Annotated in this window: 13 protein-coding genes; 10 read left to right on the top strand and 3 right to left on the bottom strand. The window is 72.8% G+C overall.

What is annotated here, in order from left to right:
- The first annotated feature begins 12 nt into the window (after positions 1–12).
- The 10 genes from ACIA77_RS27280 (at position 13) to ACIA77_RS27235 (ending at position 9045) form a co-directional block, all read left to right on the top strand.
- Positions 13–1254: a carboxypeptidase-like regulatory domain-containing protein gene (locus ACIA77_RS27280; protein ID WP_395888825.1), complete on the top strand. Its 1242-nt coding sequence runs from the start codon at positions 13–15 to the stop codon at positions 1252–1254.
- Between the two features lie 73 nt (positions 1255–1327).
- On the top strand, positions 1328–1774 hold the full coding sequence (locus ACIA77_RS27275; protein ID WP_395888824.1) for a MarR family winged helix-turn-helix transcriptional regulator: 447 nt from the start codon (positions 1328–1330) through the stop codon (positions 1772–1774).
- Positions 1775–1876: 102 nt separating this feature from the next.
- Positions 1877–2515, top strand: coding sequence for an HD domain-containing protein (locus ACIA77_RS27270; RefSeq protein ID WP_395888823.1), 639 nt, complete (start codon positions 1877–1879; stop codon positions 2513–2515).
- A gap of 736 nt (positions 2516–3251) precedes the next feature.
- Complete coding sequence (locus tag ACIA77_RS27265; protein ID WP_395888822.1) at positions 3252–3509, top strand: hypothetical protein; 258 nt, start codon at positions 3252–3254, stop codon at positions 3507–3509.
- Positions 3510–3821: 312 nt separating this feature from the next.
- The gene (locus ACIA77_RS27260; RefSeq protein ID WP_395888821.1) at positions 3822–4238 is read left to right on the top strand and encodes a hypothetical protein; all 417 of its coding nucleotides are present in this window, start codon (positions 3822–3824) and stop codon (positions 4236–4238) included.
- 74 nt (positions 4239–4312) lie between these two features.
- Positions 4313–5143, top strand: coding sequence for a peptidoglycan-binding protein (locus ACIA77_RS27255; protein ID WP_395888820.1), 831 nt, complete (start codon positions 4313–4315; stop codon positions 5141–5143).
- A gap of 114 nt (positions 5144–5257) precedes the next feature.
- Entirely contained in the window at positions 5258–6085 is an 828-nt protein-coding gene (locus ACIA77_RS27250; RefSeq protein ID WP_395888819.1) for an LLM class flavin-dependent oxidoreductase, read from the top strand.
- Between the two features lie 110 nt (positions 6086–6195).
- The gene (locus ACIA77_RS27245) at positions 6196–6864 is read left to right on the top strand and encodes a hypothetical protein (protein WP_395888818.1); all 669 of its coding nucleotides are present in this window, start codon (positions 6196–6198) and stop codon (positions 6862–6864) included.
- 5 nt (positions 6865–6869) lie between these two features.
- The gene (locus ACIA77_RS27240) at positions 6870–7757 is read left to right on the top strand and encodes a hypothetical protein (RefSeq protein WP_395888817.1); all 888 of its coding nucleotides are present in this window, start codon (positions 6870–6872) and stop codon (positions 7755–7757) included.
- Positions 7758–7824: 67 nt separating this feature from the next.
- A complete protein-coding gene (locus ACIA77_RS27235; protein WP_395888816.1) occupies positions 7825–9045 on the top strand; it encodes a TetR/AcrR family transcriptional regulator in 1221 nt (406 codons plus the stop codon).
- A gap of 118 nt (positions 9046–9163) precedes the next feature.
- Here the strand turns inward: ACIA77_RS27235 and ACIA77_RS27230 are convergent, their stop codons facing one another.
- From ACIA77_RS27230 to ACIA77_RS27220, 3 genes are read right to left on the bottom strand one after another with little or no spacing between them, the layout of a single operon-like run.
- A complete protein-coding gene (locus ACIA77_RS27230; RefSeq protein ID WP_395888815.1) occupies positions 9164–9937 on the bottom strand; it encodes an enoyl-CoA hydratase/isomerase family protein in 774 nt (257 codons plus the stop codon).
- The gene (locus ACIA77_RS27225) at positions 9934–11439 is read right to left on the bottom strand and encodes a class I adenylate-forming enzyme family protein (protein ID WP_395888814.1); all 1506 of its coding nucleotides are present in this window, start codon (positions 11437–11439) and stop codon (positions 9934–9936) included. The genes ACIA77_RS27230 and ACIA77_RS27225 overlap by 4 nt, the downstream gene beginning before the upstream one ends.
- Entirely contained in the window at positions 11440–12588 is a 1149-nt protein-coding gene (locus tag ACIA77_RS27220; protein ID WP_395888813.1) for an acyl-CoA dehydrogenase family protein, read from the bottom strand.
- Between the last annotated feature and the right edge of the window lie 19 nt (positions 12589–12607).

Below are 12607 nucleotides of genomic sequence, written 5' to 3'. Positions count from 1 at the left end.
AGAAACATGAAGATGACCACGATCGCCCGGCACCGCTGGTGGTGGCAGCCGCTGGGGATTTCGCTGCTGCTGGTGCTGGTGTTCATCGGGCTCTACGTGGGGTTCCAGCGCAGCCCGCAGCCCTACCGGGTGCCCGTGGCGGTGGCCGGCGGGCAGGTGCGGAGCGGGCTGGCGGGAGCGGCCGGGCAGGCCGTCGACGTCGTGCCGGTGACCGACCGGGCGGCCGGCGACGCGCTGCTGCACCACGGCGACGCCGTCGCGACCCTGACGAGCCAGGCCGGGCACCTGCAGCTGGACGTGGCCGGTGCGAGCGGCGCGACGACGGTGTCGGCGGCCGAAAAGCTGGTGACCGCGTTCGCGCAGCACACCGGGCAGCGCCTGGTGATCACGGACGTGCTGCCGCTGTCGGTGTTCGACAGCAAGGGCATGTCGGGCTTCTACGTGGCGTTCGGCGTGACGCTGGCTTCGTTCGCGCTGGCGCAGAACCTGCTGGCGGCCGCGCGGCGGATCCGGCTGAGCCACCGCCTGACGGCGCTCGCGGGCTTCGCGGTGCTGTCGGGCATCGTCGCGGCGACACTGGCCGGGCCGGTGTTCGGCGCGCTGCCCGCGCCGTTCGTGCCGCTGGCGCTGACGCTGGGCCTGCTGTCCGCGTCGACGGCGCTCGCAACGAAAGCGCTGGGCACGTGGTTCGGCGCGATCGGCATCCCGATGTCGACGCTGCTGCTGATCACCGTCGGCAACTCGACGAGCGGTGGAGTGCTGGGCGTGAACCTGCTGCCCGAACCGGCGCGGTGGGTGTCGGCCGTGCTGCCGCCGGGTGCGGCGGTGCGCGCGCTCGCGGATCTGAACTACTTCCACGGCGCGCACCTGCTGGTGCCGGTCCTCACGCTCGTCGCGTGGTCGCTCGGTGCCACCCTGCTGATCCACGTGCGGGAGCGCGGCCGCGCGCCGCGCACCGTGCCGCAGCCCGTCGGCGGCCTCGCGGGCCGCGTGAACGCCCCGGCGGTCGTCGTGGTGACGGACCCGCTCGGCGCCGTCACGGCCCGCGCCGAAACCGATTCGCGCGGCCGGTTCCACCTGGCCGGCCTCACCCCCGGCGAGGTGACGCTGACCGCCGTCGCCGACGGGTGCCAGCCGGCGACGCGCGCGCTGACCGTCGCGGCGGACACCACCGCGACGGCCGACCTGACGCTCGTGGCGGCACCGCGCCACGCCGAACCGGCGGTGGTCGCCGCGTACTCCCCCGCGGCATGAGGCAGCCTTGAGCACGGCCACCGCGATCCGGCGGTGGCCTCGGGTGGCCGGGAACGCGGGAGGCCGACACACCATGGACACCGATCGGCACGCGGACGCCGAAGCCCCCGAGCGGCCGCTGGGCGAGGCGCCGCTGTACCTGCTGCGGCACGCGTTGCGCAGCTACACGGCGGTCTGGCAGGACACCGTCCGGGAGCTGACTCCGCCGCAGTACGCCGCGTTGCGGGCGTTGCGCGCGTCCCCGGACCTCGACCAGGCCGCGCTCGCGGAGAGCACCGGCACGGACCCCGCCACGCTCACCCCGCTGCTCGCCCGCCTCGAAGATCGCGGGTACCTCGCGCGGCGCGTCGATCCGGCCAACCGCCGGCGCAAGCTGCTGCGCATCACCGACGACGGCGTCCGGGTGCTGCGCCGCGTCGCGCCGCTGGTGGCCGCGACCGAGGAGGCGGTGCTGGGCGAGCTCACCGACGAGCAGCGCACCACGTTCACCGACGTCCTGCGCCGGGTCGCACGGCGCTGATGTCCCTATCGGTGGGGTTCGTGGCCCGTGCGGACGGGGCGGACCCGGGGGTCGCGGCGGCATGCTTCGAGGACCACCCAGTTTCTCGAAGAGGGAGTCGTGATGACCGAGACGATCGCCGGGATCACCGTGCCGGACACCGAACTCGTCGCCGAGGTGACCTCGCTGATCCGCGAGAAGTCCACCGAGCTGCTGTTCAACCACTCGCGCCGCGTGTTCCTGTTCGGCAGCCTGCAGGCGCGCGCCCTCGGCATCGACCCCGACCCGGAACTGCTCTACGTCGCCGCGCTGTTCCACGACACCGGCCTCGTCCCGCCGTGGCGCGGTGAGCAGCAGCGCTTCGAACTCGACGGCGCCGACCACGCCAAGGAGTTCCTGCTCGCGCACGGCCGGTCCACCGCCGACGCCGACGTGGTCTGGACCGCCATCGCCCTGCACACCACGCCCGAGGTGCCGTACAAGATGGCGCCGGAGATCACCGCCACCACGGCCGGCGTGGAAACCGACGTACTGGGCCTCCACCTCGACCGCCTGTCCCGGGCCGACCTCGACGCCGTCACCGCCGCCCACCCGCGCCCGGACTTCAAGCGGCAGATCCTGCAGGCGTTCAAGGACGGCTTCGCCCACCGCCCGGACTCGACCTTCGGCACCGTGAACGCCGACGTGCTGGAGCACTTCGTGCCGGGGTTCAAGCACACCGACTTCGTCGACGTCATCGAGAACTCCGACTGGGCGGAGTGACGCCAACCCCGGTCGCTGCCGCGTCCCGCTCCCCGCAGACACGGCGGCGGCCGGTGCCCGCGGATTCGCTACCGCAGAGGGCGCGAAGGGTCCGCAAACCGACCTGGCACCGGGGATCAGCTCCACCGCGCTCATGGCCGCCACGACCCGCGCGATCGCAACCCCCACCGCCGACCCGCTGTCCCGCGCCGCTGTCCCGCGCCGGCAGGACGCCGATGCCGCACCGGCCGAGTGACCGGACGAACCAGACCACGTACACACGCCGGTCTGGACCACCACCGGCCCCCGCGCACCACCGATCAAGAGTTTCCGCCCCTCCCCGCCCCTCCCGGCCCCGAGACAAAGCCCCGCCCTCCCTGGGGGCTGACCCCGTTCCAGGATATCGGCCCCCACTGACAAAATCCGCTGAGCCGGCACGGAAGGCCAAGGTTGTCCACAACCGACCTTCGATGTGGACAAGCACCCCGAAATCCAGCGAATGCCTTGGCAAGAAAGGAAAATCACTTCGCCAACGTGCGATGCTGGATCACCATCGCGGCCGTTCGGCGCGGTCACCCGACCGCTCGACGATCACTCGCCTGAGTCGTCGGCGAGGGCGCGCGCCCCACCCGGGGCGCGGCTTGCCCGCGGCGGTGCAGACCGAGTTCGAACCCTCGGCACGCACCCGGACCCCCGGACGGCATCTCGTGTACTCGACGCGCTGTCGGCACCCGGCAGCCGCTTCGGGATCGAAATGATGCCGGGACAGGAAGCCGACCAGGTGCGCGAACACGCGCTGTTCGAGACGTCGGCGGACAAGACCGGCGCGCACCTCGGCCGGCTCTTCGACACCGATCCCCGCCCCGATTCACCCCGCGCGCTGCGCGCTGCCGGGTGGACGGTGACGAGCTCGCCGGTGGCGGAGTTCACCGCCCGCTACGGCCGGGGCCCGGATCCCGGCGTCGACGACCCGATCCGCCGGACCCGCTTCGTGTTCGGGGAGAAAGTGTGCTGAGCAAACCGGTCGTGCGCGCAACCCGTCCTGTCGTGATCGAGCCACGCCGGAGGAAAAGGCCCGACCGTCCTCGCGCGGTGAGCGCGCCCAGCGGGCCGAGAGCCCGCCGTCGGGAAAACCCTGAAACCCTTCGCTGGTAACACGCCGAAGCGGCGCGAGCCGGGTGGTTGCGCCACGCGCTGTCGACCGAACCAGCCGACCGGCCCGCGGCCGAAGCGGCGATCAGCGTCCGCCACGCCCTCGCGGACCAGCCGGGGCCGACGATTCCCGTGCGGCGGCAAGGGAAATCGTGCCCCGGACGCGGCGCTGTCGATGGCGCACGGGCCTACGCTCGAAGGCCTGATCGCGAACGCGCTGGCCGCACTGCGGCGCAAGCTGGACCACAAGATCGGGTTCGTCGCGAACCCGTGGCCCGGCACCCCGCCGCCCGAGGATCTCCTCAGCGTGCTGGACCACCTCGAACGCCGAACCGCCGTCCCCGTGCTCGACGGGCTCCAGGGCGCCGCGGGCCGCAACCCGCACACCCTCGTCGCCGATCCCGGCACGTGCCGGTGGACCGCGGCGGTGCGCGATCCACTCGGGCTCGGCATCGCGGCGTTCGAGAACACGGCGCCGGTGTACCTGATCCACCCCGAGCACGGCGGCAGCGGCGTGGCGCCGGGCAGCTGGCTCGTGCGGCGCCAGCAGGAGGGCGACACCGCCCGGACCCGGCGGCTGATCGCCGACTGACCGCCGGGTTTGTACGTCCCTTGTATCCCGATCCGTGATCCTTCGTCCGGAACGACCCCGGACGAGGAGGATGGATGATCGCGAAAGCCGCCGCGCTGACGGCGCTCGTGGCCGCGGCGCTGGGCATCGCCGGACCGGTGCAGGCCGGTGCGGCGACCGAGCTGCCGGCCGCGAACATGGAGGCCGTGCTGAAGGCCGCGCAGATCGACCCGCGGCGCACGGACAGCACGCAGACGCCGGGGGCGCACGACAGCGTGCTGCTGGTCGAGCAGGCGTTGCGGGACAAGGGTTTGCTCGACGCGCAGTGGGTCGACGGGTACTTCGGCACCACGACGATCACCGCGTACTCGCAGTACCAGAAATCCTTGGGGTACACGGGAATCGACGCGTCGGGGCTGCCCGGGCGGACGTCGCTGGAGAAGCTCGGCGCCGGCCGCTACACGGTGACAGCGGTGCTCACGCCGGGCAGCCACGTGACCTACCACGGCGTCACGCTCAACACGCGCACGAAGGCGATGCTGGTGGCCGCCGAAGGGCTGCTCGGCCGGCAGTTGAGCCTCACCCAGGGTTCGTACAACCCGGGCGGGGTCGACGCGTCGGCGGGCACGCACGACGGTGGCGGCGCGTTCGACGTCTCGGTGGCGGGCATGTCGGCCGCGACCCGCACGAGCGTCGCCGAGGCGCTGCGGCAGGTCGGGTTCGCGGCGTGGATCCGCACGCCGGAGCAGGCCGACTGGGGTTACCACATCCACGCGATCGCGATCTCCGACCCGGACCTGTCCTCGGGCGCGCAGCACCAGGCCGGCGACTACTACCTCGGTCTCAACGGTCTCGCCGGCCGCGGCCCCGACGACGGCCCGGTGGTGAACCCCAAGCTGACCTGGGAGGAGTACCAGCGCGGCTGAACCCACCGTGTCCTCGCCGGCCCGGGAAGCGGTCCGGCGCCGGCGAGGACACGGTGGCCAGGTGCGGCGCTCGGTGGTTGTATCGAGGGCACCGTCAACCTGGGGAGTGGTGCCATGTCGAAGAAGGCGTTCCGGTTCGGAGTGGTCGCGGCCGCGGAAGGCGGCGGCGCGAAGTGGGTCGAGACGGCCCGTCGCGCGGAGGAACTGGGGTACTCGACGCTGCTCTCGCCGGACAACTTGAACCTGCCGTCGGCGACGATCGCGCTGGGCGTCGCCGCGGCGGCGACCACGACGTTGCGCGTGGGTTCGTTCGTGCTGGCGAGCCCGTTGCGCACGCCGCGAGCCGCGGCGTGGGAAGCCCACAGCCTCACCCAGCTCACCGACGGCCGGTTCGAGCTCGGCCTGGGCACCGGCCTGCCCACGATGAAGCAGCAGGCCGAGGAACTGGGCCTGCCCTACGGGACGGGGCCGGAGCGGCTCGACCAGGTGTCCGAGACCATCGACCACGTCCGGCGCCTCGACGGCACCGCGCACACCCCGGTGATGGTCGCCGCCGGCGGGCCCAAGGCGCGCCGGCTGGCGGCGGCCAAGGCGGACGTCGTCACGCTCGCCGGCGGGGTCTTGACCACGCGCGAGGAGATGGCCGGCTACGTCGACGAGGTCCGCACCGCGGCGGGCGAGCGCGCCGACGCCATCGAGTTCGCCCTCAACCTCTTCGTGGTCGGCGACGAGGCACCCCCGTGGCTGAGCCGGTTCCTGGGCGGTCTGGACGTGAAGACGCTCGTCGAACAGGATTCGCTGACGGTGCTGCGCGGCGACGTCGACGCCATGGCCGCCGAACTCGAGCGGCGGCGCGAAGAGCTCGGTGTGTCGTACTTCAGCGTCAACGGCGCGTTCCTCGAGGAGTTCGCACCGCTCGTGGAGCGCCTTTCCGGGAAGTGACGCCCGTCCACTTCGGACCCCGCGGTGGTTGAAACCTCGTGACCGTTCCGTGTCCCGAGTGGTGTTTTCTCCTGCTCCGCCCGCCTTACCGTGGGTGAGAGGTGGGTGCCATGTCACTACGTCACCGGACCGGCGCCTTGCTGGGTGCCGCTTTACTCACGCTGGCGACCGCGTGCGGCGCCTCGGGCCCGGGCGGGCCGGCTTCCGGCGGCGGCGCCGGCACGGCGACCACTGAGGCCACGGCGACCACGGACTCGAGCCCGAGCACCGAGGGCACGGGAACCGAACAGCCGCTGCCGCCCGGCAAGGGCGGCTCAGTGCAGCTCGCGGGTCTGCCGATCGGCGGCGGCAACGACGGACAGGGCAAAGACGACTGCGTCGGAGTCAGCCTGCTCGACAGCGCGGTCCCCGAGGGCGCCGCCATCGTCGTGGGTCAGGTCGACGCCGGTCCCGGCGACGTCGTGACGACGGCCGGCGGTTCGTGCGACTCCGCCCCACCGTGCGCGTCCTACACCTTCACGTCGCAGGCCAACGCGTGCTCGGTCGCGATCACCTGGCGCAAGCCCGGCGACGACGGCTGGCTGGCGATGCGGGGCACCGTCACGTGCGGCGGCGACCAGAGCGCGTGCGACCTCTTCCGCAGCGAGCTCACCGAGCAGCCGCTCACCTTGACGAACCCGCTCGGCGCCACGACAACGACCACGACCACCCGATCTTCGCCGGAGACCTCCGAGACGACGGCTTCCGAAACCACCACCGCGTCGACGACCTCGGGCTGAGCGCCGTGCCCGACGAGGGAGAGGTCCCCGGCCGGCTCGAGCACTGGATCCGGGCGGCCGGCACCGTCGTCGCGCCCGCGACCCTGGTGTCGGCGCTGCTGTTCTACTTCGGCTACGTCTCCACCCGTTCGCAGTACGAGTACTTCGGCGTCGACGTCGACACGATCGGCCTGGCGACGCGGGACTACGTGATGCGCAGCCCGCAACCCCTGCTGACGCCGCTGCTCGTGCTCACGTTCGCGAGCGTGGGCGCACTGGCACTGCATTCGGCGGTGCAGAAGCGCATCGCGGCAGGCGAAAACACGGCGCGGATCCGCGCCGTGGTGCGCGCGGGCACCGCGGCCGGCCTCACGCTCCTGGCGGCGGGGGTCGTTTTGCTGCTGCTGTACGCGGTTCTGCGCGACTGGCTCTCCTACCCCCTGGTCACCCCGCTGCTCATCGCCGCCGGCGGCGTGCTGGTCGTCTACGGCTGCCGCGTCCTGCGACGCCTGGACACCGGGGCGCCGCCCGCGTCGACCGTGCGGCGGGTGTCGCTGGGACTGGTGCTCGTGGTCGTCGCGGTGAGCCTGTTCTGGACGACGGCGACGATCGCGCAGTGGTCCGGCCGCGGCGTCGCGATGGCCCAGGCGCGCGACCTCGACGAGCTGCCCAGCGTGATCGTGGACACGAAAGAACGGCTCTTCCTGCGCAGCCCGGGGATCGAGGAAACCGCGCTGCCCCCGTCGGAGGGCCAGAGCTTCCACTACCGCTACCGCAATTTGCGGCTGCTCGTGCACGGACAGGACCGCATGTTCCTGGTGTCGCGCACGTGGTCGGCGAGCGACACGACGCTCGTGGTGCCGTTCGACGGATCCGTGCGCGTGCAGTTCCAGTTCCAGAACCAGCGGCCCTGACCACGGTTCACGGGCCGCAGCCGCGCGGGCCCGCTAACCTGGTGGGAACGACACGGGGAGGAGCACGGTGGGCCGGGCGGAAGTTCGCGGGACGAAACGGCAGCCGACGCCGTCGGCGCGCCCGAACCGCCGCGCCGAGCTGCTCGCCGCCGCCGCGCGGTTGTTCCGCGAGCGCGGCTACGGCGGTGTGTCCGTGGCGGACATCGCCGAGCAGGTCGGCATCACGGCCGGCGCCGTGTACAAGCACTTCCCCGACAAGCGCGCGCTGCTCGCCGAGCCGATCCGCGAGATGGTCCTCACGTGGCGCAACCGCGAGGTGCTCGCGATCGCCGAGGGCGGCGCGCCCGACGTCGTGCTGCGGCGCCTCGCGACCTCGGTGGTCGGAGTCGCGCTGGAGCGCCCGGACGTGGTGCGCCTGTGGCACCAGGAAGCCCACTACCTCACCAGCGAAGTGCGCGAAGAACTGGTGGCCGTGCGCGTCGAGGGCGTCGGCCTGTGGCTGCGCGTGCTCGTGGACGCGCGCCCGGAACTGACCACGAGCCAGGCGGAGTTCCGCATCCGCGCCGCGCTGGGCCTGCTCAACAGCGTGCCGGGGCTGCCGGCGCGGCGGCTGGCCGACCACGCGGCAACGCTGGAAACCGTGCTGCTGGCCACGCTCCTGGCGCCGGAGCCGCCGGCGCGGCTGCCGGAAATCCGCGTGGTGGACCGGGAATCCCGCGCCGCGGCGGAGCACACGCGCGGGCGCGCCATCCTCGACGAAGCGGCGAAGCTGTTCCGCGACCGCGGTTACCACGCGGTGGGCATCGACGACATCGCGGCGGGCGTCGGCATCGCGGGACCCTCGATCTACAGCCACTTCCCCAGCAAAGCCGCCGTGCTCACCGCGGTCGTCGAGGAGATCGCCGACGAACTCTGCTGGGGCGGCGCCCTCGCGCTGGCGTCCGGCGGCACCGCCCACGACGCGCTCGAGCTGCTCGTGACCACGCACGTGCGCACGGCGCTGGCGAAGAGCGACCTGATCGCCGTGTGGATGACCGAAGAACACCACGTGCCGCACGACCTCGGCGAGGCCGTGCGCCGCGACCGCAAGCGCTACCTGGACTACTGGGTCGGTGCCGTGCTCGCCGTCAACCCCGGGGTCGAGGAGGCGGCCGCGCAGACGGCGAGCCTGGCGGTGATGGAGCTCATCGACGCGGTCGCCCGGTCCCGCCGGTTCGCGGCGGTGCCGCAGCGTCCGGAGTGGACGGTGGGGCTGGCCCTGGCCGCGCTGACGAGCATCGCGCCCTGAGCAAGGTCTACAGTAGACGCCGAGGGCGGGAGCGGACCTTCCCCCTCGGAAAATCCGCTCCCGCCGCCGGTTTCTCGGTCAGCCTCCTCGCCCGTCGGCTGGTTTGGGGGCGGGCGAGTCAGTCGCTCGCGCGTTCGCTGCCCTGCCAGCGGTCGGAACCCTTGCGGGCGAACGACCACAGCTGCGCGCTCTGCTCCAGCGGCACCGCCGCCGGCCACCCGATGGCGGGCGGGCCGACCTCGGCGCGCAGGCTGCGGATCGCGGCGCGGGTGAGGGCGGGATCGGTGCCGCCGCGGGCGGCGAGGGCGAGGGCGCGCGGTTCGACCTCCGCGTCGGGCCGGGCTTCGTAGGCCAGGCCGAGTTCGACGGCGCGCAGCCCGCTCACCGTCTCCCCCAGCACGCCCAGCACGGTCGCCGCCTCGGGGGTCACGACGCGGGTCAGCAGGGTGTAGTGGCCGCCGCCCGGGTGGACGCCCAGGCGCGTGAACCCGGAGGCGAGCCGGGCGTCTTCGGCCACCACGCGCACGTCGGCGGCCAGCGCGAGGTTCATGCCCGCGCCCACGGCCCCGCCGCGCACGGCCGCGACGGTCGGCACCCGCACGCGGCCGAAGCGGAGGAACGCGTCGTAGATCCGTTGCGTGGCGCGGATTCCCTCGTCCGACGCGGGCGCCGCCGAGATCGCCGCGAGCTCGTCGCGGTCGCCGCCCGAGCAGAAGTAGCCGCCCGCGCCCTGGACCACGGCGGCACCGATCGAGAGGTCGGCGTCGATGCGGTCGCACGCGTCGATCAGCGCGCCCGCGAGCGCGCCGTCGATGGCGTTGCGTTTGTGCGGCGCGTTGAGGGTGAGCACGGCGACGCCGTCGCGCACCTCGAACAGCACGGGTTCGGTCACGAGCGGGCTCCCCTGAGGTCGACGTCGTCGGATTCGTGCGTGCGCAGCAGGGCCGAGCGGACCTTCTGCGTCGCGGTCTTCGGCAGGGCCGGGCGCACCGAGACGTAGCGCGGCCAGGCGAACTTCGGGAGCTTGCCCTCGAGGAACGCGGGCAGCCCGAGCGGGTCGAACTCGCCGCGCGGCACGATCACGGCCCGCACCTCCTGGCCCACGACCTCGTCGGGCACGCCGACCACGGCCACCTCGTCCACGGCCGGGTGCCCCGCGATCGCGGCTTCGACGTCGGAGGGAAGCACGTTCTCGCCGGCGCGGCGGATCATGTCGTCGGCCCGGCCGTGGAAGACCAGGTAGCCCTCGTCGTCCAGGGCGCCCAGGTCGCCGGTGTGGAACCACAGGTTGCGGAACTTCTGCAGCGTCAGCTCGGATTTGCCGTGGTAACCGTCGAAGAGCACGAACGGCTCCCGCGGGCGCACGCAGATCTGCCCCGGTTCGCCGGGCGCCACGGGCGCGTCGTTCGCGTCGAGGATCGCCAGCTCCATGTCGGGCCGGACGGTACCGCAGGTGCCGCGGCGGCGCTGCCCGAGCCGGTTGGCCGTGACCCAGCCACCCGTCTCGGTCATGCCGTAGAGCTCGTGGACCTCCACGCCCACGCGGTCCTCGATCGTCGTCCACAGCCCGAGCGGCGCGCCGCCGCCCGTGCAGAAGCGGAGCTTGTGCGGCGGGACGTCACCGGGGAGCTTGCGCACGAGCATGGCCAGCATCGTGCCGACGTAGGTGAACCCCGTGGCTTCGTACCGGATCGCCTGCTCGAGGAACCTCGCCGGTTCGAACTTCTCCAGCAGCGCCAGCGAACAGCCCGTGGCGATCGCCGTCATCACGGCGTACACCTGCGGGTTGGTGTGGAACAGCGGCAGCGCCACCATGATCCGGTCGTCGGCGCGGATCCCGATCGCGGCCGCGAGCTCGCGCCCGCCGGCGAGGAACGCCCCGTCGGACAGCACGGCGCCCTTGGGCGGGCCGGTCGTGCCCGAGGTGTAGAGCAGGCTGCTCTCGGCGTCGGGCTCGGCCGGGTGCAGCGGGTGCGGCGCGAGCCCGGCGACGGACTGCTCCAGCTCGTCGGCCGTGGCGAACGCCAACGTGTGCCCGGGGTCGAACCCGGCGTCGGCCACGAGCCGCTCGACGCTCGGGGTGTCGCCGGCCGCGAACTCGATGCCCGCGTCGGCCACGACCTGGCGGATGTGCGCGCCGGTCGCCTGGTTGTGCAGCGGCACGCACGTGGCGCCGAGCCAGCGCAGCGCGAACCACAGGTACGGGAACGTCGGTGTGTTGCCGCACGCGAGCAGCACCCGGTCGCCCGGCCGCACGCCGTTTCCGTGCAGCAGCGTGGCCGTGCGGGTGACCACGTCGAGCAGGCCGGCCCAGGTGATGACCTTGTCGTCCTGCAGCAGGAAGGGCGCGTCGCCGCTCGCCTCGCACCGCTGCCGCAGAGTTGCCGCGAACATCTACCGATCCTCCACCCTGACGGCCTTCACCAGGCTCTTCGCGACGGTGTTCTTGAGCACCTCGGCCGATCCCCCGGCCACCTCGTACGCCTTGGCGTCGCGCAGGTAGCGGCCGAAGGGCTGCGTTTCGCGGGTGCCGTGGGCGCCGCACACCTGCACGGCGGTGGAGGCGACCTTCGTGGCGAGCGAGGCCGCGAGCAGCTTCGCCGACGACGACGAACGCGCGATGTCGCGGCCCGCGTCGAGGTCGCGCGCGGCCTCGTACGTCAGCAGCCGGGTGGCGTCGATCTGCGCGGCCAGCTCCGCGAAGTACCACTGGATCCCCTGGAAGTCGAGGACCTTCGTGCCGAACGCCGAGCGCTGGTCCACGTACTGCAGCGCGCCTTCGAACGCGGCGCGCGCGATGCCGAGGCTGATGCCGGCGGCGAGGGTGCGGGAGTTGGCCAGCGTGACCATCACCTGCTTGAGCCCGCGGCCCTCGGTGCCGATGAGGTGGTCGGCGGGCACCTCGACGTCCTCGAGCACGAGGTTCACGTGCGGGCCGTTGCGCAGCCCGAACGTCTCCGCGTCCTGGCCCTCGTAACTGGACACGCCCGGGGTGTCCTTGGCGACGGCGAACGTCGACACGCCCACGGGTGTCTCGGCGAGCACCACGAACAGCTCGGCGGCCGCGCCCGAGGTGATGAACGCCTTCTCGCCGTTGAGGACCCAGCCGCGCTCGGTGCGGTGCGCCTTGGTGTCGAGCTGGCGGATGTCGCTGCCGTGCGCGTCCTCGGTGAGCGCGAACGACGCGGGCAGCCCGCCGGCGTAGCGCGGCAGGTAGCGCTCCTTGAGCGATTCCTCGCCGTAGAGCTCGATGCAGCGCTGGCTCTGGAAGATCGTGATGAGCGAGATGCCCAGGATCGCGCTGGCGCACGAGAGTTCTTCCAGCACGGCCAGCAGTTCGGTCATGGGCCGGCCCCCGCCGCCGTGGCGGGGGTCCAGCGTCATCGCGTTCCAGCCGCGTTCGGCGGTGAGCCGCACGAGGTCGAGCGGGTAGCGGTCGTCGCGGTCGAGCGCGTCCGCGACGGGAGCCACGTGCTCGCGGGTGAACTCGCGGGCTTCGAGCGCGAGGCGCTCGTCGACGTGGTCCCTCCACAGGTGCTGCAAATCGGTCCCCTTCCTCGAA

It is taken from the genome of Amycolatopsis sp. NPDC051903, assembly GCF_044452505.1.
Classification (GTDB): Bacteria; Actinomycetota; Actinomycetes; order Mycobacteriales; family Pseudonocardiaceae; genus Amycolatopsis.
The sequence above is the reverse complement of the archived record's forward strand: the minus strand, read 5'-3'. Positions and strand labels throughout refer to the sequence as shown.

Excerpts from the sequence above, each read along its gene's own strand:
- ACIA77_RS27280 (WP_395888825.1), top strand. The coding sequence starts at position 13 with ATGACCACGATCGCCCGGCACCGCTGGTGGTGGCAGCCGCTGGGGATT.
- ACIA77_RS27275 (WP_395888824.1), top strand. The coding sequence starts at position 1,328 with ATGGACACCGATCGGCACGCGGACGCCGAAGCCCCCGAGCGGCCGCTG.
- ACIA77_RS27270 (WP_395888823.1), top strand. The coding sequence starts at position 1,877 with ATGACCGAGACGATCGCCGGGATCACCGTGCCGGACACCGAACTCGTC.
- ACIA77_RS27265 (WP_395888822.1), top strand. The coding sequence starts at position 3,252 with ATGCCGGGACAGGAAGCCGACCAGGTGCGCGAACACGCGCTGTTCGAG.
- ACIA77_RS27260 (WP_395888821.1), top strand. The coding sequence starts at position 3,822 with ATGGCGCACGGGCCTACGCTCGAAGGCCTGATCGCGAACGCGCTGGCC.
- ACIA77_RS27255 (WP_395888820.1), top strand. The coding sequence starts at position 4,313 with ATGATCGCGAAAGCCGCCGCGCTGACGGCGCTCGTGGCCGCGGCGCTG.
- ACIA77_RS27250 (WP_395888819.1), top strand. The coding sequence starts at position 5,258 with ATGTCGAAGAAGGCGTTCCGGTTCGGAGTGGTCGCGGCCGCGGAAGGC.
- ACIA77_RS27245 (WP_395888818.1), top strand. The coding sequence starts at position 6,196 with ATGTCACTACGTCACCGGACCGGCGCCTTGCTGGGTGCCGCTTTACTC.
- ACIA77_RS27225 (WP_395888814.1), bottom strand. The coding sequence starts at position 11,439 with ATGTTCGCGGCAACTCTGCGGCAGCGGTGCGAGGCGAGCGGCGACGCG.